The 24,501-nt window shown below is 67.3% G+C and carries 17 protein-coding genes; 12 read left to right on the top strand and 5 right to left on the bottom strand.

Features of this window, described 5'->3' with window-relative positions; genetic code table 11:
- Positions 1 to 54 precede the first annotated feature (54 nt).
- From AC5P8D_RS12535 to AC5P8D_RS12495, 9 genes are all read left to right on the top strand, one after another.
- A complete protein-coding gene (locus AC5P8D_RS12535) occupies positions 55 to 3,288 on the top strand; it encodes an efflux RND transporter permease subunit (RefSeq protein ID WP_100446879.1) in 3,234 nt (1,077 codons plus the stop codon).
- Between the two features lie 31 nt (positions 3,289 to 3,319).
- Positions 3,320 to 6,442, top strand: coding sequence for an efflux RND transporter permease subunit (locus tag AC5P8D_RS12530; RefSeq protein ID WP_159360648.1), 3,123 nt, complete (start codon positions 3,320 to 3,322; stop codon positions 6,440 to 6,442).
- 250 nt (positions 6,443 to 6,692) lie between these two features.
- Positions 6,693 to 8,753, top strand: a complete 2,061-nt coding sequence (locus AC5P8D_RS12525) for a TonB-dependent siderophore receptor (protein ID WP_049480659.1) — start codon at positions 6,693 to 6,695, stop codon at positions 8,751 to 8,753.
- Positions 8,754 to 8,848: 95 nt separating this feature from the next.
- The gene (gene yccS, locus AC5P8D_RS12520) at positions 8,849 to 11,026 is read left to right on the top strand and encodes a YccS family putative transporter (protein WP_159360649.1); all 2,178 of its coding nucleotides are present in this window, start codon (positions 8,849 to 8,851) and stop codon (positions 11,024 to 11,026) included.
- Positions 11,027 to 11,167: 141 nt separating this feature from the next.
- Positions 11,168 to 11,962, top strand: a complete 795-nt coding sequence (locus AC5P8D_RS12515) for an SDR family NAD(P)-dependent oxidoreductase (RefSeq protein ID WP_049453012.1) — start codon at positions 11,168 to 11,170, stop codon at positions 11,960 to 11,962.
- Between the two features lie 97 nt (positions 11,963 to 12,059).
- Positions 12,060 to 13,949, top strand: coding sequence for an MFS transporter (locus AC5P8D_RS12510; RefSeq protein ID WP_159360650.1), 1,890 nt, complete (start codon positions 12,060 to 12,062; stop codon positions 13,947 to 13,949).
- Positions 13,950 to 14,184: 235 nt separating this feature from the next.
- Positions 14,185 to 14,472, top strand: a complete 288-nt coding sequence (locus AC5P8D_RS12505; protein WP_005419784.1) for a CD225/dispanin family protein — start codon at positions 14,185 to 14,187, stop codon at positions 14,470 to 14,472.
- Positions 14,473 to 14,506: 34 nt separating this feature from the next.
- On the top strand, positions 14,507 to 14,785 hold the full coding sequence (locus tag AC5P8D_RS12500; protein ID WP_006473644.1) for a CD225/dispanin family protein: 279 nt from the start codon (positions 14,507 to 14,509) through the stop codon (positions 14,783 to 14,785).
- Positions 14,786 to 14,828: 43 nt separating this feature from the next.
- Positions 14,829 to 15,254, top strand: coding sequence for a DUF2752 domain-containing protein (locus AC5P8D_RS12495; protein WP_159360651.1), 426 nt, complete (start codon positions 14,829 to 14,831; stop codon positions 15,252 to 15,254).
- 548 nt (positions 15,255 to 15,802) lie between these two features.
- On the opposite strand, the gene ampE is transcribed toward AC5P8D_RS12495, so the two are convergent.
- The 5 genes from ampE to AC5P8D_RS12470 all read right to left on the bottom strand — a co-directional run bounded on the left by ampE (position 15,803) and on the right by AC5P8D_RS12470 (position 19,539).
- Positions 15,803 to 16,690 carry a regulatory signaling modulator protein AmpE gene (ampE, locus tag AC5P8D_RS12490; protein WP_019336615.1) on the bottom strand — a complete coding sequence of 296 codons (888 nt, stop codon included), beginning with the start codon at positions 16,688 to 16,690 and terminating at the stop codon, positions 15,803 to 15,805.
- Between the two features lie 146 nt (positions 16,691 to 16,836).
- Positions 16,837 to 17,742: an NAD(+) diphosphatase gene (gene nudC, locus AC5P8D_RS12485; protein WP_019336614.1), complete on the bottom strand. Its 906-nt coding sequence runs from the start codon at positions 17,740 to 17,742 to the stop codon at positions 16,837 to 16,839.
- A gap of 160 nt (positions 17,743 to 17,902) precedes the next feature.
- Positions 17,903 to 18,295, bottom strand: coding sequence for an iron-sulfur cluster insertion protein ErpA (gene erpA, locus AC5P8D_RS12480; protein WP_005419789.1), 393 nt, complete (start codon positions 18,293 to 18,295; stop codon positions 17,903 to 17,905).
- A gap of 31 nt (positions 18,296 to 18,326) precedes the next feature.
- The gene (locus AC5P8D_RS12475) at positions 18,327 to 18,791 is read right to left on the bottom strand and encodes a bactofilin family protein (RefSeq protein ID WP_010482635.1); all 465 of its coding nucleotides are present in this window, start codon (positions 18,789 to 18,791) and stop codon (positions 18,327 to 18,329) included.
- A 4-nt stretch (positions 18,792 to 18,795) separates the two neighbouring features.
- Positions 18,796 to 19,539: a DUF6776 family protein gene (locus AC5P8D_RS12470; protein ID WP_019336613.1), complete on the bottom strand. Its 744-nt coding sequence runs from the start codon at positions 19,537 to 19,539 to the stop codon at positions 18,796 to 18,798.
- 179 nt (positions 19,540 to 19,718) lie between these two features.
- Here AC5P8D_RS12470 and AC5P8D_RS12465 point away from each other — a divergent pair, with 179 nt between their 5' ends.
- From AC5P8D_RS12465 to AC5P8D_RS12455, 3 genes are read left to right on the top strand one after another with little or no spacing between them, the layout of a single operon-like run.
- Positions 19,719 to 20,336, top strand: a complete 618-nt coding sequence (locus AC5P8D_RS12465; RefSeq protein ID WP_043399356.1) for a DUF4126 domain-containing protein — start codon at positions 19,719 to 19,721, stop codon at positions 20,334 to 20,336.
- Positions 20,337 to 20,380: 44 nt separating this feature from the next.
- The gene (locus AC5P8D_RS12460; protein ID WP_495203371.1) at positions 20,381 to 22,267 is read left to right on the top strand and encodes an EAL domain-containing protein; all 1,887 of its coding nucleotides are present in this window, start codon (positions 20,381 to 20,383) and stop codon (positions 22,265 to 22,267) included.
- 1 nt (position 22,268) lies between these two features.
- Positions 22,269 to 24,500, top strand: a complete 2,232-nt coding sequence (locus AC5P8D_RS12455; RefSeq protein ID WP_049453949.1) for an ATP-binding protein — start codon at positions 22,269 to 22,271, stop codon at positions 24,498 to 24,500.
- The last annotated feature ends 1 nt before the right edge of the window (position 24,501 follow it).

The raw sequence follows: 24,501 nt of genomic DNA, 5'->3' as shown, positions 1-24,501 counted from the left end.
TCGCGCCGGCACACCTGCCGGCGCCGACATTGAAGTGCCAGCAAGGATCAGTCCGTGGGCTTTTCGACGATCTTCATCCGCCGCCCGATCGCCACCTCGCTGTTGATGGCGGGCCTGTTGCTGCTCGGCATCCTGGGCTACCGCAAGCTGCCGGTGTCGGCGCTGCCGGAAATCGATGCACCCAGCCTGGTGGTCACCACCCAGTACCCCGGTGCCAATGCCACCACCATGGCTTCGCTGGTCACCACCCCGCTGGAGCGCCAGTTCGGGCAGATTTCCGGGCTGGAGTTGATGACCTCGGATTCGTCGGCGGGCCTGTCGACGATCATCCTGCAGTTCTCGATGGACCGCGACATCGACATCGCCGCGCAGGACGTGCAGGCGGCGATCCGCCAGGCCACCCTGCCCTCGTCGCTGCCCTACCAGCCGGTCTACAACCGGGTGAATCCAGCCGACGCAGCCATCGTCACCCTGAAACTGACGTCTGACACGCGCCCGCTGCGCGACGTCAACAACTACGCTGACTCGATCCTCGCCCAGCGCCTGTCGCAGGTGCAGGGCGTCGGCCTGGTCTCGATCGCCGGCAACGTGCGCCCAGCCGTGCGCATCCAGGTCAATCCGGCGCAGCTGTCGAACATGGGCCTGACCCTGGAAGAGCTGCGCAGCGCGCTGACCCAGGCCAACGTCAATGCACCCAAGGGTTCACTGAACGGCAAGACCCAGTCCTACAGCATCGGTACCAACGACCAGCTCACCAGTGCCGCCGAGTACCGCGACACCATCATCAGCTACAAGAACGGCCGTCCGGTGCGTTTGTCCGACGTGGCCGAAGTGGTTGATGGCGTGGAGAACGACCAGCTGGCCGCATGGGCCGATGGCAAGCCGGCGGTGCTGCTGGAAGTGCGGCGCCAGCCCGGCGCCAACATCGTGCAGACCGTCGAGCGCATCCGCGCGATCCTGCCGCAGTTGCAGGGCGTGCTGCCAGCCGACGTGCACCTGGAGATCTTCAACGACCGTACCGAGACCATCCGCGCCTCGGTGCATGAAGTGCAGTTCACCCTGATCCTCACCATCGGCCTGGTGGTCGCAGTGATCTTCGTGTTCCTGCGCCGGCTGTGGGCCACGATCATTCCCTCGGTGGCCGTGCCACTGTCATTGGCGGGCACTTTCGCGGTGATGGCCTTCACCGGCATGTCGCTGGACAACCTCTCGCTGATGGCGCTGGTGGTGGCCACCGGCTTCGTGGTCGACGATGCGATCGTGATGATCGAGAACATCGTGCGTTACATCGAGCAGGGCAAGAGTGGCAAGGAAGCGGCCGAGATCGGTGCGCGCCAGATCGGCTTCACTGTGCTGTCGCTGACCGTGTCGCTGGTGGCAGTGTTCCTGCCGCTGCTGCTGATGCCCGGCGTCACCGGCCGCCTGTTCCATGAGTTCGCGTGGGTGCTGAGCATCGCCGTCGTGCTGTCGATGCTGATCTCGCTGACGCTGACCCCGATGATGTGCGCCTACCTGCTCAAGCCCGACGCCCTGCCCGAGGGCGAGGACGCGCATGAGCGTGCGGCGGCGGCCGGCACGCAGAACCTGTGGACGCGCACCGTCGGCCTTTACGAGCGCAGCCTGGACTGGGTGCTGGGCCACCAGCGCCTGACCCTGGCCGTGGCCGGCGGCGCACTGGTGCTGACCGTGCTGCTGTACGTGCTGATTCCCAAGGGCCTGCTGCCCGAACAGGACACCGGCCTGATCACCGGCGTGGTGCAGGCCGACCAGAACATCGCCTTCCCGCAGATGGAGCAGCGCACCAGGCAGGTCGCCGAAGCGCTGCGCCAGGATCCGGATGTGACCGGCGTGTCGGCCTTCATTGGCGCGGGCAGCATGAATCCCACGCTCAACCAGGGCCAGCTGTCGATCGTGCTGAAGGAACGCGGCGAGCGCGATGGCCTGGATGAGATCCTGCCGCGCCTGCAGAAGGCGGTGGCCGGTATTCCGGGCGTGGCGCTGTACCTGAAGCCGGTACAGGACGTAACCCTGGACACCCGCGTGGCCGCCACCGAGTACCAGTACTCGTTGTCGGACGTCGATCCGGCGACGGTGGCCACCCAGGCCACGCGCCTGACCGAAGCGCTGCGCAAGCGCCCGGAACTGGCTGACGTCGACAACAACCTGTCCAACCAGGGCCGCGCCCTCGAGCTGAACATCGACCGCGACAAGGCCAGCGTGCTGGGCGTGCCGATGCAGACCATCGACGACACGCTCTACGATGCGTTCGGCCAGCGCCAGATCTCGACCATCTTCACCGAACTCAACCAGTATCGGGTTGTACTGGAAGTGGCGCCGGAGTTCCGCACCAGCACCGCGCTGATGGAACAGCTGGCCGTTGCCTCCAATGGTGCCGGTGCGCTGACCGGCACCAATGCCACCAGCTTCGGCCAGGTCACCTCGTCGAATTCATCGACGGCTACCGGCATCGGCGCGCAGAACACCGGCATCACCGTCGGCGCCGGCAGCATCATTCCGCTCTCGGCACTGGCCGAAGGCAAGGTCAGCAGTGCGCCGCTGGTGGTCAGCCACCAGCAGCAGCTGCCAGCGGTGACGGTCTCGTTCAACGTGGCGCCGGGCTATTCGCTGTCCGACGCCGTGCGTGCGATCCAGGAGACCAAGGACAGCCTGGACATGCCGGCACACCTGCATGCCGAATTCATCGGCAAGGCCGCCGAATTCACCGGCAGCCAGACCGATGTGGTGTGGCTGCTGCTGGCCTCGCTGGTGGTGATCTACATCGTGCTGGGCGTGCTCTACGAGAGCTACATCCACCCGATCACGATCATCTCCACGCTGCCGCCGGCCGGTGTCGGCGCGCTGCTGGCGCTGATGCTGTGCGGGTTGAGCCTGTCGGTGGATGGCATCGTCGGCATCGTGCTGCTGATCGGCATCGTCAAGAAGAACGGCATCATGATGGTGGACTTCGCGATCGAGGCGCGCCGCGCCGGTGCCAATGCGCATGAAGCGATCCGCCGGGCCTGCCTGCTGCGCTTCCGTCCGATCATGATGACCACCGCCGCGGCAATGCTCGGCGCGCTGCCGCTGGCGCTGGGCACCGGCATCGGCTCGGAGCTGCGCCGCCCGCTGGGCATCGCCATCGTCGGCGGCCTGCTGCTGTCGCAGCTGGTGACCCTGTACACCACGCCGGTGATCTACCTGTACATGGAGCGCTTCTCCGAATGGCTTGCCCGCCGCCGCGAGCAGCGCGCACTGCGCGACGGATCGCTGCAGGAGCCGCAGGCATGATCCACGCCCCGCTGCCGCGGGGGGCCGCACGATGAACCTGTCCGGCCCCTTCATCCGCCGCCCGATCGGCACCGCGCTGCTGGCCATCGGCCTGTTCATGGTCGGCCTGATCTGCTACCTGCGCCTGGGCGTGTCGGCACTGCCGAACATCGAGATTCCGGTGATCTTCGTGCACGCCAGCCAATCTGGTGCCGATGCGGCAACCATGGCGTCCACGGTCACCGCGCCGCTGGAACGCCATCTCGGCCAGCTGCCGGGCATCGACCGCATGCGCTCGTCGAGCTCGGAAGGCAGCTCGTTGGTGTTCATGATCTTCCAGAGCGGCCACGACATCGATTCGGCCGCGCTGGACGTACAGACCGCGATCAACTCGGCACAGGCCGACCTGCCCTCGGGCATGGGATCGCCGATGTACCAGAAGGCGAACCCGAACGACGACCCGGTCATCGCCATCGCACTGACCTCGCAGACGCAGTCGGCCGATGAGCTGTACAACGTCGCCGACTCGCTGCTGGCGCAGCGCATCCGCCAGATCAGCGGCGTTGCCTCGGTCGACATTGCCGGTGCTTCGACGCCGGCGGTACGCGTGGACGTCAACCTGCGCCTGATGAACGCGCTGGGCCTGACTGCCGATGATCTGCGCAACGCCGTACGCGCGGCCAACGTGACCTCGCCCACCGGCTTCCTCAGCGATGGAAATACCACCACCGCGATCATCGCCAACGATTCGGTCGCGCGTGCGGCCGACTTCGCCGACCTGGTGGTGAAGACCCAGGGCGATGGCCGGGTGATCCGCCTGAAGGACATCGCCAACGTCTACGACGGCCAGCAGGATGCCTACCAGGCCGCGTGGTTCGACCACAAACCCGCCGTGGTGATGTACGTGTTCACCCGCGCCGGCGCCAACATCGTGGAAACCGTGGACCGGGTGAAGGCGCAGATTCCCGCGCTGCGCGACTACCTGCAGCCCGGCACCACGATGACGCCGTACTTCGACCGTACACCGACCATCCGCTCGTCGCTGCATGAAGTGCAGATCACCCTGCTGATCAGCCTGGCAATGGTGGTGCTGACCATGGCGCTGTTCCTGCGCCGGCTGGCGCCGACGCTGATCGCCGCCGTAACCGTGCCGCTGTCGCTGGCCGGTGCCGCGCTGGTGATGTACGTGATGGGCTTCACCCTGAACAACCTGAGCCTGCTGGCGCTGGTGATCGCGATCGGCTTCGTGGTCGACGATGCGATCGTGGTGATCGAGAACATCATGCGTCACCTCGACGAAGGCATGCCGCGGATGCAGGCGGCACTGACCGGCGCGCGCGAGATCGGCTTCACCATCGTCTCGATCACTGCCTCGCTGGTGGCGGTGTTCATTCCGCTGCTGTTCGCCAGCGGCATGATGGGCGCGTTCTTCCGCGAGTTCACCGTCACCCTGGTAGCAGCGATCGTGGTCTCGATGATCGTCTCGCTGACGCTCACCCCGGCGCTGTGCAGCCGCTTCCTCAGCGCCCACGACCGCACGGCGCCGCCGTCACGCTTCGGCCGCTGGCTGGACGCCGGCCACGAGCGCATGCTGCGCATCTACACCATGTTCCTGGACTTCTCGCTGCGCCATGCGCTGCTGCTGTCGCTGACACCGCTGCTGCTGATCGGTGCAACCATCTTCCTGTTCGGTGCAGTGAAGAAGGGCGCGTTCCCGCCGCAGGACACCGGCCTGATCTGGGGCCGCGCCAACTCCAGCGCTACGGTCTCCTTCGAGGACATGGTCAGCCGCCAGCGCCGCATCACTGACATGCTGATGGCCGACCCGGCGGTGAAGACCGTGGGCGTGCGCCTGGGCAGCGGCCGCCAGGGCTCCAGCGCACAGTTCAACGTCGAGCTGAAGTCGCGAAAGGAAGGCCGCCGCGAAACCACCGCGCATGTCCTGGCGCGTCTGAGTGCGAAGGCCGACCGCTACCCCGACCTGCAACTGCGCCTGCGCGCGATCCAGGATCTGCCCAGCAACGATGGCGGTGGCTCCAGCCAGGGCGCGCAGTACCGCATCTCGCTGCAGGGCAATGACCTGGCGTCACTGCAGGAATGGCTGCCCAAACTGCAGGCGGAGCTGAAGAAGAACCCGAAGCTGCGCGACGTCGGCACCGACGTGGACAATGCCGGCCTGCGCCAGAACATCGAGATCGACCGTGCCAAGGCAGCCCGCCTGGGTGTTTCGGTCGGCGCCATCGACGGCGCCCTGTACGGCGCGTTCGGCCAGCGCCAGATCTCGACCATCTATTCGGACATCAACCAGTACAGCGTGGTGGTCAACGCCCTGCCCTCGCAGACCGCTACGCCGGCGGCACTGGACGAGGTGCATGTGCGTGCGCGCAACGGCGACATGGTGCCGCTCACTGCGGTGGCCAAGCAGGTGCCGGGGCTGGCGCCTTCGCAGATCACCCATGAGAACCAGTACACGACGATGGACCTCAGCTACAACCTGGCGCCGAACGTGAGCATGGGCGAAGCCAAGGCGATCATCGACGCCACCGTGGCCGGCATGCGCATGCCCGGCGACATCCGCCTGGCCGATGATGCGGGGTTCGGGTTCAACTCCGATCCCAGCGACATGCTGATCCTGGTGTTTGCCGCGATCCTGACCGTGTACCTGGTGCTGGGCATGCTCTACGAGAGCCTGATCCATCCGGTCACCATCCTGTCCACGCTGCCGGCGGCGGGCGTGGGTGCGCTGCTGGCGTTGTTCGGCACCAACACCGAGCTGTCGGTGATCTCGATGATCGCGCTGGTGCTGTTGATCGGCATCGTCAAGAAGAACGCGATCATGATGATCGACTTCGCGCTGGTGGCGCAGCGCGAGCATGGACTGGCACCGCGCGAGGCGGCACGCGAGGCCAGCATCGTGCGCTTCCGCCCGATCATGATGACCACGATGGTGGCGATCCTGGCGGCGGTTCCGCTGGCGATCGGCCTGGGCGAAGGGTCCGAGCTGCGTCGTCCGCTGGGTATCGCGATGATCGGCGGCCTGCTGTTCTCGCAGAGCCTGACCCTGCTCAGTACGCCGGCGCTGTACGTGATCTTCTCCTGCCTGGCCGAGCGCTGGCGGGCACGTCGCGCACGCAGGCGCGAAGCGAAGCTGCTCAAGCGCGCGCAGCGGGCGTAGAAGGGCCCATCCACGCACGGCGTGGATCTAGTGCAACACCTGCCTCTGGTGGGTGCGGACCGTTGGTCCGCACGCCGCTTTGGATTTGACGTGCCGTAACGAAAAGAGAACAATTCTCATCCAGCCATGGTCCTGCGCCCCTTCGCGGCGCCCCGCTGCCATCTCCGGCCAGCCTGCGTGATCCCAGCCACTGCCCCTTCCCCCACCCGTGGGCGGATGGCCTGTGGCCGTCCGTCGAGGACCACCATCGATGCTGCCTTCCCGTCTCCCCCGCCTGGCCCTGCTGGCCTCCGCCCTGTCCGCCGCCTGCGCTGCCCATGCCGAAGCGCCGGCCGTCAGCCGTAACGCCATCGATCTGGATGCGGTGAAGGTCACCGCCGAACGCACCCATACCGACGCCGGCGCACTGGGCGACCGCGCCCTGCGCGACACTCCGTTTGCGATCACCGCTGTTGGCCGCGAGCAGATCGAGCAGCGCCAGGTGGTCTCGCTGGGCGAAGCCTTCCTGCTCGACCCCTCGGTCACCACCCAGGTCAGCGCCTACGCCAGCGGCTGGAGCTCGCCCATCCGCAATCGCGGTATCGAACTGAATTTCGACAGCTATCGCGTCAATGGCCTGCAGGTCTCTTCCTGGGGTACCGAATGGCCGCTGGAAGTGATGGAACAGGTCGATCTGCTGAAAGGCCCGGGCGGTTTCCTGTACGGGTTCGGTGCACCCGGCGGCATCGTCAACTACATCACCAGGAAGCCGACGGACACGCCCACCTTCTCCGCCCAGCTGGGCTGGCGTGAACAGGGCATCGTCAGCGGCGGCATCGACGTTGGCGGACGTTTCGGCAACGAGCAGATGTTCGGCTACCGTTTCAACGCCTTCCAGGAAAAGGGCGAGACCTTCAATGGTGGGCACGTCGATCGCAAGGTTGGCGCACTGTCGCTGGATGCGCGCCTGAGCGATGTACTGACCTGGACCTTCGACGGCGTGTTCCAGTCACGCGATCTGCGCGAAGAGTCGCCGCAGTACTACTTCCGTGGCCTGACATCGCTGCCGCGACCGATTGCCGGGGATACCGACAACAGCGTACCCGGCACCTACTACGACACCCGATCCAGCCTGCTGTCGACCGGCTTGAACTGGCAGATCAACAGCAACTGGAAAGCCAGCCTGAGTTACGGCGTCACCACCTCGTGGAATGACGTCAACAAGATCTTCGCCTACATCGACAATCCCAACGGCGACTACGACGTCAACGTCTACGAACTGGGTGGCAAGAGCGAGTGGAAGCTGGCCCAGGCGATGCTGCAGGGCAGCTTCCGCACCGGCCCCCTGCAGCATCAGGTGGTGGCGGGCATCAGCCACCAGACCGGGCTGGGCTGGGACCGCCCCTACGAATGGAGCCTGATCGGCCGCGCCAACCTGTACCAGCGCCACGCGATCCGCCATGACGCCGTGGGTTTACGGGTGATGACCCGCGGCGACGAGACCGTGCAGCAGGCGGTGTTCGCGAGCGATACCGTCGATCTCGGCAGCGGCTGGTCGGTCCTGGCGGGCTGGCGCTACAACGACTACGAGACCAAGGGCCGCTACCACACCTACCCGGTCACACCGACCTACGCCGTGATGTTCAAGCCCAGCGAGGCGGTCACACTCTACGCCAGCTACATCGAATCGCTGGAAGCGGGCAGCCGCGTGGGCAACAGCTACGCCAACGCCGGCGACGTGCTCGACCCGACCATCAGCAAGCAGTACGAGATCGGCGCGAAGGTCGAGGCGGCACGCTGGAATGCGAATCTGGCGGCGTTCCGGCTGGAACGTGGCGCCAACATCGACCAGCTGATCGCCGGCAGCCTGCCTCGCCTGGTGCAGGACGGCATCACGCTGTACGAAGGCATCGAAGCCAATGGCGACCTGCACGTGACAGACGCGCTGACGGTGGGGGGCGGCGTGACCTGGCTGGACCCGACCTACGACAAGTTGTCTCCGGGCAGCGCCTCGCAGGAAGGCAAGCGCACCGCAGGTGCTGCGCGCTGGAGCGGAGTACTGCATGCCACCTACCAGCTGCCATGGGTGGATGGGCTGGAGACCTACGCCGCCGTGCGCTATTACGGCGATGTCTGGTACGACGCCGACAACACCCTGAAGCTGCCCGACTACACGCTGGTCAATGCAGGCATCGGCTATCGCCTGCTCGCCTCCGGCCACCCGGTGACCGTGCGCGCCAGCGTCGAGAACCTGGCCAACCGGAAATACTGGTCCAACGCCGGCGTCGGCCTGCCGCGTACGTTCGCGGTGAGCGTGCGGTTCGACATGTAAGGCCCGGCACCGCCGGGGGTGCGGACCGTTGGTCCGCACTCCATATTTCACGCGCAGCCCGCAATAATGGTGGGAGACCCTTCCACCGAGCCTGCATGTCCGCCCGCGAATCCCGCCTCAGCCGCCTGTGGGCCCACGAAAAGGCCAGCTACGGCCTGCGCGTGTTCATCGCCCTGACCGCAGCGCTTGCCGTGTGCTGGCAACTGGATGCGCTCACCGCCCTGCCCGGCGTGTTCCTCGGCATCATCGCCAGCGCCATCGCCGAGACCGATGACAACTGGTGGGGACGTACCAAGGCGGTACTGCTGTCGCTGCTGTGCTTCTGCCTTGCCGCGGCGTCGGTGATCTGGCTGTTCCCCTGGCCATGGATCTTCATCGGGGCGCTGGCGCTGTCCACGTTCGGGCTGACCCTGCTGGGTGCGCTCGGCGAACGCTACGCGTCGATCGCCCAGGCCACGGTAACGCTGGCGATCTACACCATGATCGGCCTGGAACAACACGGTGCCAGCGACCTGCACAGCGCGCTGGACGCGGTCAGCCACCTGCTGGCCGGTGCGGTCTGGTACGGCCTGCTGTCGATCCTGTGGACCGCGCTGTTCGCCAACCGTCCGGTCCGCGAACGCGTGGCGCGCCTGTACGTTGAACTGGGCCGCTACCTGCAGTTGAAGGCAACACTGTTCGAGCCGGTGCGCGAGGCCGACCTGCAACGTCGCCAGCTCGACCTGGCCGAGCAGAACCGGCGCGTGGTCGGTGCGTTGAACGAGGCCAAGACCGCGATCCTCGCCCGCTTCGGCCGTTCCGGGCGGCCAGGCGTGAACTCCGGCCTGTACCTGCGCCTCTATTACATGGCACAGGATTTCCACGAGCGCGCCAGTTCCTCGCACTACCCGTACGGTGCGCTGGTCGATGCTTTCTTCCATAGCGATGTGCTGTACCGCTGCCAGCGCCTGCTCGACCTGCAGGGGCAGGCCTGCGCGCGGCTGGGCGAGGCGATCCGCCTGCGCCGTCCATTCGTGTATGGCGAAAGCAACCAGCAGGCCGGACGCGATCTGGCCGATGCGCTGGCCTACCTGCGCGACCAGCAGCGGCCGCAGTGGCAGCGACTGCTCGGCTCGCTCGACCTGCTCGTGCACAACCTGCGCAGCATCGAGCGCCGCCTGCTGGATGCGGAGCGTTCCGAGGCCAGCCTGGACAACGTCGATACCCGCCTGCGCGACAGCAACCCGCACACCCTTCGCGAGATGGGCGTGCGCGTGCGCCAGCAGCTCACGCCCGGTTCGGTCCTGTTCCGCCACGGCCTGCGCATGGCATTGGCACTGATCGCCGGTTTCGCAGCGATCCGCCTGTTCAATGCCCAGAACGGCTCATGGGTGCTGCTGACCATCGTGTTCGTATGCCGCCCCAACTTCGGTGCCACCCGCCAGCGCCTGGCGCAACGCATCGTCGGCACCGTGGCCGGCCTGGTGCTGACCTGGGCGCTGCTGCAGCTGTTCCCGCAGCTGCACGTGCAGCTGCTGATCGCGCTGCTGTCGGCGCTGTTGTTCTTCTTCACCCGCACCGACCGCTACCTGGTGGCATCGGCGGCGATCACGGTGATGGCCCTGACCTGCTTCAACCTGATCGGCGATGGCTTCGTGCTGATCGTGCCGCGCATGGTCGATACGCTGCTGGGCTGCGCGATTGCCGCCGCCGCCGCGTTCCTGATCCTGCCCGACTGGCAGGGCCGCCAGCTGCACCTCGTGCTGGCGCGCGTGCTGGACACCGCCGCACGCTACCTGGATTCGGTACTGGGCCAGTACCGCAGCGGCATGCGCGATGACCTGGCCTACCGCATCGCCCGCCGCGACATGCACAACGCCGATGCCGCGCTGTCCACCGCGCTGTCGAACATGCTGCGCGAACCGGGCCACGTGCGCCGCAACCTCGATGCCGGTTTCCATTTCCTGGCGTTGTCCAACATGCTGCTCGGCCATCTCTCGGCGCTGGGTGCGCACCGCGACCAGGTGGACAGTTACGCCGGTGATCCGCTGGCGCTGGCCGCCGGTGAGCGCGTGCGAAAGGCGCTGCAGCAGCTGTCCTCGGCCCTGGCCGCACGGCAGCCGGTCAGCGAGGACGACAATGACGCCGACCGCGCGGTGGCCGCCGAGCTGGAGCAGATCGGTGAGGCGATGCCGCCGAAGCTGCAGCTGATCCGCACGCAGATGGCGCTGGTGCTGCGGATGCTGCCGAAGGTGCGGGCGGCGGCGAATGAGGCGGTAACCAGCCTGACCTGATCCCTCATCGCTGGTCGGACATCCCATCCACGCGTGGCGTGGATCTACTGCACCGTGTGCAACCGTGTGTTGCGCCCGGCGATGCATCCCGATCACGTTTCCGCGCGGATACTGGGTGATCCCCTGGTCCTGGACTCCCCCATGAAGATCGAACTCGCCGGCCGCACGGCGCTGGTCACCGCCTCCACCGCCGGCATCGGCCTGGCGATCGCCCAGGGTCTTGCCACAGCGGGTGCGCGGGTCATTCTCAATGGCCGCAGCACCGACAGCGTCGAACGCGCCCGCCAGCGCCTGCTCGCCGCCGTTCCGGGTGCCGAGGTGATCGGCCTCGCCGCCGACCTCTCCGACGCCGCCGGCGTCGACACGCTGCTGGCGGGACTGCCCAAGGTCGACATCCTGGTCAACAACGCCGGCATTTTCGGCCCCGAGGACTTCTTCGAGACCGAAGACGCCACCTGGGAGCGCTACTGGCAGACCAACGTGATGTCCGGCGTGCGCCTGTCGCGTGCGTTGCTGCCGGCGATGGTGGCAGCCGGTTGGGGCCGCGTGTTGTTCATCTCCTCCGAATCGGCACGCAACATTCCGGTCGACATGATCCATTACGGGGTCAGCAAGACCGCGCAGCTGTCGCTGTCGCGCGGCCTGGCCAAGCGCGTGGCCGGCAGTGGCGTCACCGTCAACGCGGTGCTGCCCGGCCCGACCCTGTCCGACGGCTTCGCGGCGATGTTCGAAGATGAACGCCAGCGCAGTGGCAAGCCACTGGAGCAGATCGGCCGCGAGTTCGTGATGGCACACCGGCCGTCTTCGGTGATCCAGCGCACCGCCACGGTCGAGGAAGTGGCCAACATGGTGGTGTACCTGGCCTCGCCGCAGGCCTCCGCCACCTCCGGTGCGGCACTGCGCGTGGATGGCGGCGTGGTCGACGATATCGTCTGAGATCTTTCAAAGTGTGCGGACCAACGGTCCGCACCCACAGGTCCGCACCCACAGCGGATAGGCAGGAATGCTAGGCTGCGCCGGTCAAGGAGGCTCCATGTCCGGTCACAACCAGTTCGCCCTGCTGCGCCAGCGCCGTTTCCTGCCGTTCTTCGTCGTCCAGGCGCTCGGAGCGTTCAACGACAACGTGTACCGGCAGGCGATCATCAGCATGTTGCTGTTCATGGCCGTACCGGAGGAAGAACTGGGGCTGTATGCCACGCTGGCACCTGCCATCTTCATCCTGCCGTACTTCCTGTTCTCGGCACTGGCCGGGCAGATCGCCGACAAACTGGAAAAATCGCGACTGATCGTGATCACCACCACCATGGAGATCGTGATCATGTCGCTGGCGGCCACGGGCTTCCTCACCCAGAGCCTGCCGGTACTGCTGGTCGCGCTGTTCTGTACCGGCATGCAGTCAACCCTGTTCGGACCGGTGAAGTACTCGGTACTGCCCTCGGTACTCAAGCCCGAAGAGTTGACCGGTGGCAACGGTCTGGTTGAAATGGGCACCTCGATGTCGATCCTGTCCGGCATGATCGTCGGCGGCCTGGTGTTCACCGTGGCCGGCAGCCACGGCACCGTAGTGGCAGCGTGCGCGATCATCGCGCTGGCCATCTGCGGCAACATCGCCGCGCGCCTGATTCCCAAGGTCGATGCCGGCGACCCGAACCTGAAGATCAACTGGAACCCGCTGCCGGAGTCGCTTGCGGTGCTGCGCATGGCGCGCCAGCAGAAGGCGGTGCGCAATTCGATCCTGGGTGTGTCCTGGTTCTGGTTCGTCGGCACCGTGCTGACCTCGCAGCTGCCAGCCTATGCCGTGACCAACCTCGGCGGTGAGCCGACCCTGTACATCTTCGCGCTGGCCCTGTTCTCGGTCGGCACCGGCATCGGCTCGCTGCTGTGCGAGAAGCTGTCGGCACGCACGGTGGAAATCGGCCTGGTGCCGCTGGGTGCGTTCGGCATGACCGCGTTCCTGCTCGACCTGTACTTCGCCCGCAGTGGCGAAGCAACGGTGCACGGGCTGACCATCGGCACGTTCCTGCAGCAGCCGGGCAGCATCCGCATCGTCATCGACCTGATCGGCATCGGCCTGTTCACCGGCATCTTCGTGGTGCCACTGTTCGCGCTGATCCAGAGCCGCACACCGAAGGCCCAGATGTCGCGCGTGTTCGCCGCGCTGAACATCCAGAATTCCGGTTTCATCGTCGGCGCAGCCCTGCTGTCGCTGGCCGCGCACAAGCTGCTGCACTGGACCATTCCGCAGCAGTTCCTGGCGCTGGCCATCGCCAACGCGCTGGTGGCGATCTACATCTTCACCATCGTCCCCGAATTCCTGATGCGCTTCCTCAGCTGGCTGATGGTGCGCACCCTGTACCAGCTGCGCCCGCACGGCATCGAAGCGAACGTGCCCGACGAAGGCGCCGCGCTGCTGGTCTGCAACCATGTCAGCTACATGGACGCGCTGATCCTGTCGGCGACGATTCCGCGCCCGGTGCGCTTCGTCATGTACTACCGGATCTTCAACATCCCGGTGATGCGCTGGATCTTCCGCACCGCCAAGGCGATCCCGATTGCCGGCGCGCGCGAAGACCCGGCGCTGATGCAGCGCGCGTTCGATGACATAGACGCCGCGCTGGCCGAAGGCGAGCTGGTCTGCATCTTCCCCGAAGGTGCGTTGACCAAGGATGGTGCGATGGCGCCGTTCAAGTCCGGCGTCGAGAAGATCCTCGAACGGCGGCCGGTGCCGGTGGTGCCGATGGCGCTGCGCGGCATGTGGTCGAGCATGTGGAGCCGTCGCGACAGCCGCCTTGGCCGGATGCGCGTGCCACGCCGTTTCCGTGCCACCGTCGAGGTGGTGGCCGCACCGGCCGTGGATGGCCACAGCACCAGCGCACCGGTGCTGGAGGCCCAGGTGCAGGCCCTGCGTGGTGATCACGCCTGATCGGCCCCGCGACCGCCGGTAACCGTTCCCAGCGACAGTACTCTCCGATACCCCCGATAAGGACAGCCTCCGCTTCATTCCTGGGCTCGTCTGATAGCGCCTAGTCAAGGGGCGTATGCGCCAACATTTGACTGTAAACGCATACATGCAACGTCGGTTGCGGTAGATTACGCACCCACAGGGGGGAGGTCCGGCCGATACATCACGGCCGGCCACCAAGGAATGGAGTCTCGCTTTGAATCAACCGCCACCGCTCAGCCGTCCGGTCTACATCCCCAACCATCTGGTCTGGGCGATCCTGACGACGCTGTTCTGCTGCCTGCCGTTGGGCGTGGTGTCGATCGTCTATGCCTCCCAGGTCGATGGCCGCCGCGCGGCCGGCGACCTGCCGGGGGCCTACAGCGCGTCGCGCAAGGCGGGCTGGTGGGCGGTGGCTTCGGCCGTGGCCCTGCCGGTCCTGTTGCTGTTGTGGTTCGGGCTGTTCGGCGGCTTGGCCGTACTGGGCGCTCTTTCCGACCAATGATTCACCACCACCACCCATCAAGGAGCTTGAACCCATGAACACCGCTACTCCGCAGGTCCCGAACAACCTGGTCTGGGCGATCCTGACCACCCTGTTCTGCTGCCTGCCGGCCGGCATCGTGTCGATCGTCTACGCCGCCCAGGTCAACGGCAAGCTGGCCGCTGGCGACATCGCCGGCGCCCAGGATTCGGCTGCCAAGGCCAAGAAGTGGGCCATCTGGTCGGCCATCGCCTGGGTCGTCGTGGTCGTGCTGTACGTGCTGTTCTTCGTTGTGCTCGGCGGCATGGGCGCGATGAGCAACAGCGGCTACTGATACGCCTGGACGGATCCGGCGCCTGCGCCGGATCCGTTGTTGCATGTCCGCGCTTCCCATCCGTTCCCGACTCGCCCGCTGGGCACCGCTGCTGGTTTCCGCCGGCCTGGCCGTGGGTGCCACGGTGGTCCTGCGCAACGTCAATCCGTATGTCGCCGGCAATCCGTTGCCGAGCTGCCCGCTCTACGCCCTGACCGGCCTGTACTGCCCGGGCTGTGGCAGCACGCGCTGCCTGTATTCCCTGGTCCACTTCGACCTGCCCGGCGCGATGGCGATGAACCCGCTGCTGGTCATCAGCCTGCCGTTCCTGCTGCTGATGCTGCTGAACATCGCCGGCATCCGCCCGCGCGTGCTCGACCCGCTGATGCGGGTACTGGCCAATCCCGTGTTCTGGCTCTGGGTGCTGCCCGGGTATGCGCTGCTGCGCAACCTGCCGTGGGCACCGTTCACTGCACTGGCACCGGTCTAGGTTTCCAGCCAACGGCGCAGCCCCCCCGTGGTGGGCCGGTATCTGAAGGCAAAAGCGCCGGGGTTGGCCGGGCGGGTGGGCTGCGCAGGGGCCGCTGCAAGTACGTCCATGTAAGCTCGGTCGCCGCATCCATGCGGCTCACGCCCCTGCGCAGCCCACCCGCCCGGCCACGGACAGTTTCCGTGTGCGTCCACCACGGAAAAGAAAGAGAAGATCAAAAGCGGAAGCGGATCGCTTCGCTCTGCATCCACGCATGGCGTGGATCTACCGTGTCGACCAAGGTCGACACCTACCCGCAATCGCAGGTCACCCACCGCCACCGGGAAACCATCGGGGGTGGGGCGGTGTGGGGCTGCAGGACCGTTGGCGCCATGGATGGCGCCATCGAGCCCCCAGGGACGGGTTTACGGCGTGTCCTGCAGCCCCACACCGCCCCGCCCAACCCTCAGCAACCCAGAGCCGCTGTTGCTGTTGCTGTTGCTGTTGCTGTTGCTGTTGCCGTTGCTGTTGCCTCTGCAGGTGCAGGGCTGCAAGCCCTGCAAAAGCCACTACGTCACCCAGCCTGCAATCACCAGCAGGGCGAGGATCGCCAGCCACAGCAGCAGCATCCGCCACACCAGGCTCATCGCATCGCGCAGGTCCGGCAACCGCTGCCACACCGGCAACAGCCCCGCCTCGGTGTAATCGTGCGCGTCCTCGCGCAGCTCGGCGTTGACGCTGGCCCGCGCCACCGCGCCCAGGAACCCGATGTTGCCGGCCAGGCGCTCACCATGGGCCTGGCGCCAGGCCTTCCACGCCGTATCGAAGTTGCCCACCAGGGCCATCGAGAACGCCATCAACTGCGCCACCGGCCATTCGATCCAGCCCAGCAGGCGCTGCGCCAGCGCCAGCGGCTCCACCGGCACGCGGGCACGCATCGGGCTTTCCGCCATCAATGCCAGCAGGCGATAGCCCAGCGCACCGGCCGGGCCCAGCAGCAGGAACCAGAACAGCACCGCGAACCAGCGCCGCAGTGCATTGAGCACGGTCGCCTCGACCAGCGAGGGCACGTCCTCGCGCAGGCTGCCCCCGGCCGACTGCAGGTTGCGCACGGCCGCCTGTCGTGTCGCCGCGTCATCGGCATCGATGATGGCCTCGATATCGCGGTCCAGATCGCGTGGCCCCCAGCACCAGGCCAGCACGCCCACGCCCAGCAACAGCGACGGCAGACCGAACAGCACCCCGCGCAGCAACCACGCCAGCAGCACCATCAGCAGCAGCGGCGGCAGCAATGCCAGGGCCACGCCTGCCTGACCCTGCCAGGCCTTGCCGCCGCGCGCGTCCAGCCAGCCCAGCCAGCGCCGGAAGCCGTCGAAACGGCGCAGCGAGGCGGCAGCGGCCGGGGCAACATGGCCCAGGGCCAGTGCCACCAGCACGGCGGCCAGAGTGGTGAACATGGCAGGTCTCCCTACGAAACAGAACGCTCGGCGCCGCTACCTTACCTGTCGCAGCGGCGCCCTCAGCGGTGAACCGGACTGTAACCCGGGCCGTGTTCAGGTGGCGGCAATACAGCTGCCACGACCGGACCGGCAGAGGATCGGGTTCAGCCCTTCTGCTGGCGGTACCAGTGTTCGATCAGGCCGCGCGAAATCGAGATCGGCGGCGACAGGCGGATGCCCTGGCCATCGTCCTCCACATCGCGTGCCAGTGCCGCGCCCACCTCGTCGGCACTGAACCAGCGCGCGTCTTCCAGCTCGCCATCCACCGTCGGCAGGTCATCCTGCGCCTGTGCACGGAAGCCGATCATCAGCGCGCCCGGGAACGGCCACGGCTGCGAGCCGAGGTACTGGCACGCGGTCACCCGCACCTTGCTCTCCTCATGCACTTCACGCACCACGGTCTGCTCGAAGGTCTCGCCGGGTTCGACGAAGCCGGCCAGCACCGAGTAACGCCGCGGTGCCCAGTTGGACTGCCGGCCCAGCAGCAGCCGGCCCTGGTTTTCCACGGCGACGATCACGGCGGGGTCGACGCGCGGGTAGTGCTCGGTGGAACACTGCGCGCAACGACCGACGAAGCCGCCGCGGGCAAACGCCACGGCGCCGCCGCACACACCGCAGAAGCGGGTGCGCGAGTGCCAGTAGGACATGCCGCGGGCATAGCTGAAGGCGGTCGCATCGGCCATCGACCACAGCAGAGCGGCCTGGCGCAGGTCGAGGCGACGTGGTGCGGTGACGGTGACGCTGGCGGCTTCAACCGAGAACCACGCTTGTTCCCCGCGCAGGCCGAGGAAGATCGCGGAGCCGGGACCACCCCCGATGTCGGCACCGGTCAGCGCCAGCGGCTGGTCGTCATCGCCGGTGAAGGCGCTTCCGTCCTGATCGAGCACGAGAATGCGCGCGCCCGGCCACAGGCGCGCCAGTGCATCGGCATCGTCGCGCAGGGCATCGGCGCGCTCCAGCGGTTCGCCAACGAAGGCAAAACCGGAAAGCGGCGAAGAAGTATTGGGCATCCGGCAAGCGTGCCGCCAATCGATGCGGGTGGCAAGGTCGGCGCTGTGCGCAATCTGCTGTTGTGGGCTGGAGGGCACAGAGCATCCACGCATGGCGTGGATCTACGGATCCGCTCTGGCAGGTGCCCACCTTGGTTGGCACATCCTGGCCACAGGGCTCTTACATGCTGAAGCTGCTGCCGCAGCCGCAGGTGGTCTTCGCGTTCGGGTTGCGGATCACGAACTGCGCACCGGTCAGGCTCTCGGTGTAATCCACCTCGGCGCCCATCAGGTACTGCAGGCTCAGCGGGTCGACCAGCAGGGTCACCCCGCTGGTCTGTACCGCCAGGTCGTCCTCGGCACGGTTCTCGTCGAACTCGAACCCGTACTGGAAGCCCGAACAGCCACCGCCTTCGATGTACACGCGCAGGGCCAGGTCGGGGTTGCCCTCTTCCTGGATCAGGGATTTGACCTTGGCGGCCGCCGACTCGGTGAAGTTCAGCGGGCGCTCCAGCGACTGGTAATCGGGCGCGGCAACCGGGGTGGCGCCGGGCAGGGAGACTAGCGTGCTCATGCCGTCAGCATGGGGGTGCCGACGATGGCTTTCAAGCCATCGCCTCGGCCAGCTTGCGGCGTGCGGCGGTGTCACCCTTGCCACCATTGGCCTCTTCGCCTTCCGGAGCCGGCAGGGCGGCCATCGGGGCGCTGGCATGGATCAGGCGACCGTTCAGCTGGGCGCCCGCATTCATCTCCACCACCTGGTAATGGACGTTGCCATTGACCCGTGCGCTCGGGGTCAGTTCGACCTTCTCGGTGGCATGCACGTCGCCGTCCAGGCGGCCACTGATGACCACCACCTGGGCACGGATCTCGCCCTCGATCACGCCATGCTCGGCGACCGTCAGGGTCGCGCCACTGGCGCCTTCGGCGGCGATCACCTTGCCATGGATGCGGCCTTCCACATACAGGCCCCCACTGAATTCCACATCACCGCGGATCACCACCTGGTTGCCGATCAGGGCATCCACCACCAGCTGGCCTTCACGGTTGGATTTGCTGCTTCCGAACATCTGCCTACTCCCCTTTGGCGGCCGGCGCACCGGCCTGTTTCCAGTCGAATACCTGGGTGGTACCCCCCGTACCACTCCCCAATGTCACCCGCACGCGTTGCGGGGTGAAGTCAGCCGGCAGCATCACGCTGCCGGTGAGCTGCTGGAAGTACCGGAACGAGTAATCCTGTCCCGGCACCTTGCTGCGCTGGTGCAGATCATCCCAGCTGATCGTGGCCAGCTTGCCGTTCTTGACGCCTTCCACGGTGAAGCGCATCTGCCCCTGGCTGATGGCGCCACGGTTGAGGTTCTGGGTCAGCACCGCGGTGTACTGCCAGGTGCCGGCCGCTTCCGGGCTGAACTCGATCGAATGGGTGTTCAGGCCCTTGCGCTGGCTGGTGGAGCCCACCAGGCGCTCATAGAAGGCGACGTCGGCACGCAGGCCGGCGATTTCCTCATCGCGCTCGGCCAGCGAGGACTGCACCTCGGTGTTGGCGGCGCGGCTGATGCGGTCGGAGGCTTCCAGCGTGGCCTGCTTCTGGCGCAATTCGGTCAGCTGCGCCTGCAACGTCTCGGCACGCTTCTCGGCAGCCTGCAGGCGCTGGCCCTGGGCGTCGCGCGGCGTGGCCATCCAGCAGCCACCCAGCACGGCCAGTACCAGGCTGAGCAGCCAGATGCCGCCGATCACCAGCAGGCGGCGACGGTCGGCCGGTGGTTGTGGTGCGCCGGGCAGGCGGACCTGCACGCGCATGGGAGGACGGTTGGTCATGGGTGGATTCCGGGGCATCGCGAGGGCGACACCGGTACGGCCCCTGTGGCAAACGACGCGCTAGTGTATGACAGGACGGGTGGGTTTCCTGCGCAGTGGCGAGCCACGGTCTGTGGCGTTCAGGCATGCCATCGTCGATAGTGTGGTCCCCTGCACAGTTCCGTCGCCGGAGCATCGCCATGACCGAAGCCCACCTGTTCGTGATCGGCATCCTGCTGGCCTGGCTGGCCGGCATCCGCGTCTACCTCACCGTGTTCGGTGTCGGCCTGGCCGGCCTGCTCGGCTGGGTCGACCTGCCGCCGGCCCTGCAGGCCACTGAATCGTGGTGGGTGCTGGGCACCTCGGCGGCGCTGGCGGTGGCCGAATTCTTCGCCGACAAGATTCCCGGCGTCGACTCGGCGTGGGATCTGGTGCAGACCCTGGCACGTGTGCCAGCGGGGGCTTTCCTCGCCGCCGCCACGCTGTCGCCGGATGGGCAGCTGGGCACCGGTGCGCTTGCCGCCGGCGCCGGTGTGGCGCTGGCCAGTCATGGCCTGAAGGCCGGCACCCGCGCTCTGCTCAATACCTCGCCCGAGCCTGCCAGCAACTGGGTGGCCTCCGCCGCCGAGGACACCGTGGTGGTCGGTGGCCTGGCCCTGGCCCTGGCACACCCGTGGATCGCGCTGATCGTGGTGCTGGCCTGCAGCCTGGCCGGTGCGCTGCTGGTGTGGCTGGTCTGGCGCGCACTGTGGAAGGGCGTGCGCTGGCTGGCACGCGGTGCGTCGCCCGACAGTCCACGCCAGCCCGGTACCGGTTGATCGCCGGGCTTGTCGCATAATGGACGCGAACACCAGGAGCACCGATGGCCGCAAACGAATCCCCCGCGGGCGCCCGCCCGGGACGCGCTGAATCCCCTCCGGCCGATCATTGGCAACGCTGGACGGCTGAATCGGCGAGCGCCGTCGCCGCAGCGCCGGCAGCAGTTCCGCCGCTGGCAGCCTCCGACGCACCCGCATCGATCGGCAGCGCACCACCGCCGCTGCCGGGTCCGGGCATGCTGGCCGAGGCTGGCAACAACGACCAGGCACCGCCGACATCCGATTCGCCCTACCGCGTGCTGATCGTCGAGGACGACCGCGCGCAGGCCCTGTTCGCACAGAGCGTGCTGCGTGGCGCCGGCATGCAGGCCATCGTGCACAGCGATGCCGACGGTGCGCTGCAGGCGATCAAGGAGCATCGCCCCGACCTGATCCTGATGGACCTGCACCTGCCCGGCCTGGACGGCATGCGCCTGACCGCGCTGATCCGCCAGCAGCCTGGCCTGCAGTTGCTGCCGATCGTGTTCCTGAGCGGCGATCCGGACCCGGAGCGCCAGTTCGAAGTGCTCGACAGCGGCGCCGACGATTACCTGAGCAAGCCGATCCGGCCGCGCCACCTGATCGCCGCCGTGGCCAACCGCATCCGTCGCGCACGTGCGCAGGCAGCAACCCTGCCCGGTGCAACCGGCGCACCGGCCACCAGCAATCCGGAAACCGGCCTGCCGACGCGTCACCACGTGCTGCAGCAGCTCAATGCCGCCCTCGCCCATCGCGACCGGGGTGGCGTGTTCTTCGTTGAAGTGGCCAGCGCGCTGGGCCTGCGCGAACGCTATGGCTACGCCGCCTTCGAGCGCCTGATGGTGCAGGCCGGGCAGCGCCTGGCCGAGGCCGGCCATCCGCACCTGCTGGCACGCCTGAACGACAACAGCTTCCTGCTGCTGGCCCGCAATACCGATGAAGACAGCCTGGAAAGCATCGCCGCGACCCTGCGTGAGCAGCTCTCGGCGCGCGCCTTCGTGATCCGCGACGATGAATCGGTGCACCTGCGCGGCGTGGTGGGTTACGCGCCGCTGTCGCCGGGCTTCGACGATGCCAACGCTGCACTGGAAGCGGTCGAGCGCACCACCCTGCAGGCACGCCTGCTCAGCGCCGGCGTGGCGGGCCACGTGCACCGCCAGGCCGTCACCGAACAGGAACACCTGGCACTGCTGGAAGGCCAGCTGGAGCTGGCCTATCAGCCGATCGTCGCCGTCGCCGGTGGCAACACCGCGCAGTACCAGCTGCTGCTGCGCCTGCGCCAGGCCGATGGCACGGTGCTGGCGGCCGGCCAGGTGATTCCCGCCGCCGAGGCGGCAGGCCGCATCGCCGACCTCGACCAGCAGGTGATGGACCATGCGCTGGGCCTGCTGGACCTGTACCGGCACGCAACGCAGCCGCTGAACCTGTTCGTCTCGCAGTCGCTGCGCACGCTGCAGCGCGATGCCTTTGGCGACTGGCTGCTGGAATCACTGCAGCAGCGTGACCTGCCCGGCAGTGCGCTGGTGATCGACGTGCGCCTGCCCGACGCGCTGATCCACACCGTGCCGCTGCAGCAGTTCTGCCAGCGCATGGCCGGCGCCGGCGTGCGCTTCTGCCTGAGCCAGTTCGAGCCCAGCGGCGAAGCCGATGCACTGCTGACCCAGCTGCCGCTGTCGTTCGTGCGCATGGCCGCGCGCTTCTCCAGCAGCCATTCCAACCCAGCCACGCGCGAGGAACTGCGCAAGGCGATCGAACAGGCGCATGCGGCCGGGCTGCAGATCATCGGCCAGCAGATCGAAGACCCGCAGGCCGCGGCCGCGATGTGGGTCGGCGGCGTCGATTACATCCAGGGCAACATGGTGCAGTCGGCCGGCAGCGACCTGAACTTCGACTTCCACAACGCGGTGCTCTGACGTGCCGCTGTGGGGCGTGCTGCTGGTTGCCCTTGCCGCGGCCGCCATGGCGCTGCTGTTGGGCCTGCGCCTGCGCACGCGCAGCCGGGCACTGGCCCGGCTGCAGCGCGAGCACAGCGCGCTGGCCGCCGACCGCGACCAGCTGCGCCATACCACCGAACGCCAGGGCCAGCTGGAACAGCAGCTGCTGCAGGCCAAGCAGGCCGCCGAAGCGGCCGTGCTGGCCAAGGGCGAGTTCCTGGCCACGATGAGCCACGAGATCCGCACCCCGCTCAACGGCATCCTGCCGATGCTGGAGCTGATCGCGCGCGGGCCGCTGGGGGAGGACCAGCGGCAGATGCTGGCCACCGCTTCGGCCAGTTCACAGCAGCTGCTGCGCATCGTCGACGACATCCTCGACTACTCCCGGCTGGAAGCACAGGCGCTGGAACTGGAGATCACCAGCTTCAACCTGCGCGACCTGCTCGATGGCGTGGTGCAGCTGATGCAGCGCGCCGCCGACGCCAAGGGCCTGGCCCTGGGCCTGCAACTGGATCCTTCGGTGCGCCTGCCGGTGCGCGGCGACCCGGTGCGCCTGCGCCAGGTGCTGAGCAACCTGCTGGCCAACGCAATCAAGTTCACCGCCCGCGGCCAGGTGCAGCTGCGCGTGCTGCGGCTGGGCGAAGGTGCCGCGCAGCACCAGCTGCGCTTCGAGATCATCGATACCGGCATCGGCATCGACGACACACTGCAGGCACGCCTGTTCCAGTCCTTCAGCCAAGCCGACGCATCCACCACCCGCATCTACGGCGGCACCGGCCTGGGCCTGGCCATCTGCAAGCGCATCATCGACCTGATGCACGGGCAGATCGGCGTGCAGTCCACGCCTGGCCAGGGCGCTACGTTCTGGTTCGAGATCCCGCTGCTGAAGGTTCCTGGCGACCTGCCGGCGATGGCGCGCGCGCCAGCACCGCTGCTGCTGTTCAGTGCCGATGCAACGCTGCGGGCACGCATCGAGCGCATCGCGGCCCATCATGGCCTGCTGGTGCACGCCATGGCGCAGCTCGATGCCGTGGTCGAGCGCCTGCGCGCGGTGCCGAGGCCGGGGCAACCGGCGCCGGCCTGGCTGCTGGTCGATGCACGTGCGCGCCACATCGGTGAAGCGACGCTGCAACAGGCGTTGGCCGAACGTGGCGAGGACGATGCCCTGCAGGTGCTGTGGCTGCAGGACGATACCCTTCCGGCACGCCCGCGCCAGCGGCAGCTACCCTCGCATTTCGACGACGCTGCGCTGCATGCACTGCTGGCTGCACCGGTCGCGCATGCGCGCCCTGCCGCGCTGCTGGCCAACGCCGAACAGGGGCAGCCCACGCCCACGCTGCCGCCGTTGCACCTGCGCGTGCTGCTGGTGGAAGACAACACGGTCAACCGGATGGTGGCCGAGCATCTGCTGCGCGTATTCCAGTGCGAGGTGCGCAATGCCGCCGATGGCGAGCAGGCGCTGGCCGCCCTTCGCGAAGGCGGCGTGGACGTGGTGCTGATGGATTGCCAGATGCCGGTGCTGGACGGCTACGCCGCCACGCGCCACTGGCGTGCGGAAGAAGCGGAAACCGGGCGCACGCGGTTGCCGATCATCGCGATGACGGCCAACGCCATGGCCGGTGATCGCGAGCGCTGCCTGCAGGCCGGCATGGACGACTACCTGTCCAAGCCGATCGCACGTGCCACGCTGCATGCGCTGTTGCAGCGCTGGGGTGGCGGGAAGGCTGCATCACCTGGACAGCCTTCCGTAGAGCCGAGCCATGCTCGGCTGACGGCCAATTGCAGTCGCACGCCATCAGCCGAGCATGGCTCGGCTCTACAGAATCCGGAAAAGCAGGTGGCGCCAGCACCGCAACCGGTACTGGACCGCGACGTGCTGGACGAACTGCACGCGGTAATCGGCGATACCGCCCTCCAGATCGTCTCGGTGTTCCTGGAGGATGCGCCGGCGATGGTGCAGCAGCTGCAGCAGGCCGCGCAGAACGGCGACGAGCCCCGCCTGCAGGCGGTCGCGCACAGCCTGAAATCATCAAGCGCGAACGTGGGGGCCTTGTCGCTGTCGGCGGTGGCGCAGCGGATCGAACATGAGGCCCGCAGCGGCAGCCTGCAGCGCCCCGCCGTAGCGGTAGCGCTGCTGGTTGCCGAATTCGCCCGTGCGCGCGTGGCACTGACGGGCTACCTGGCACAGCATCGCGCCGGCCAGGCCGGCTGAG

It is taken from the genome of Stenotrophomonas sp. YJH_SMC_101-4 (genome assembly GCF_059370395.1).
Note: the sequence above shows the minus strand (reverse complement) of the source record. Positions and strands in the feature narration are given on the sequence as shown.

Bases quoted from the DNA above. Each gene is read 5' to 3' on its own strand.
- nudC (WP_019336614.1), bottom strand. From the start codon at position 17,742: ATGCCCAATACTTCTTCGCCGCTTTCCGGTTTTGCCTTCGTTGGCGAA.
- AC5P8D_RS12470 (WP_019336613.1), bottom strand. From the start codon at position 19,539: ATGACCAACCGTCCTCCCATGCGCGTGCAGGTCCGCCTGCCCGGCGCA.
- AC5P8D_RS12525 (WP_049480659.1), top strand. From the start codon at position 6,693: ATGCTGCCTTCCCGTCTCCCCCGCCTGGCCCTGCTGGCCTCCGCCCTG.
- ampE (WP_019336615.1), bottom strand. From the start codon at position 16,690: ATGTTCACCACTCTGGCCGCCGTGCTGGTGGCACTGGCCCTGGGCCAT.
- AC5P8D_RS12510 (WP_159360650.1), top strand. From the start codon at position 12,060: ATGTCCGGTCACAACCAGTTCGCCCTGCTGCGCCAGCGCCGTTTCCTG.
- AC5P8D_RS12495 (WP_159360651.1), top strand. From the start codon at position 14,829: ATGTCCGCGCTTCCCATCCGTTCCCGACTCGCCCGCTGGGCACCGCTG.
- AC5P8D_RS12475 (WP_010482635.1), bottom strand. From the start codon at position 18,791: ATGTTCGGAAGCAGCAAATCCAACCGTGAAGGCCAGCTGGTGGTGGAT.
- erpA (WP_005419789.1), bottom strand. From the start codon at position 18,295: ATGAGCACGCTAGTCTCCCTGCCCGGCGCCACCCCGGTTGCCGCGCCC.
- AC5P8D_RS12515 (WP_049453012.1), top strand. From the start codon at position 11,168: ATGAAGATCGAACTCGCCGGCCGCACGGCGCTGGTCACCGCCTCCACC.
- AC5P8D_RS12500 (WP_006473644.1), top strand. From the start codon at position 14,507: ATGAACACCGCTACTCCGCAGGTCCCGAACAACCTGGTCTGGGCGATC.
- AC5P8D_RS12460 (WP_495203371.1), top strand. From the start codon at position 20,381: ATGGCCGCAAACGAATCCCCCGCGGGCGCCCGCCCGGGACGCGCTGAA.
- AC5P8D_RS12465 (WP_043399356.1), top strand. From the start codon at position 19,719: ATGACCGAAGCCCACCTGTTCGTGATCGGCATCCTGCTGGCCTGGCTG.
- AC5P8D_RS12530 (WP_159360648.1), top strand. From the start codon at position 3,320: ATGAACCTGTCCGGCCCCTTCATCCGCCGCCCGATCGGCACCGCGCTG.
- yccS (WP_159360649.1), top strand. From the start codon at position 8,849: ATGTCCGCCCGCGAATCCCGCCTCAGCCGCCTGTGGGCCCACGAAAAG.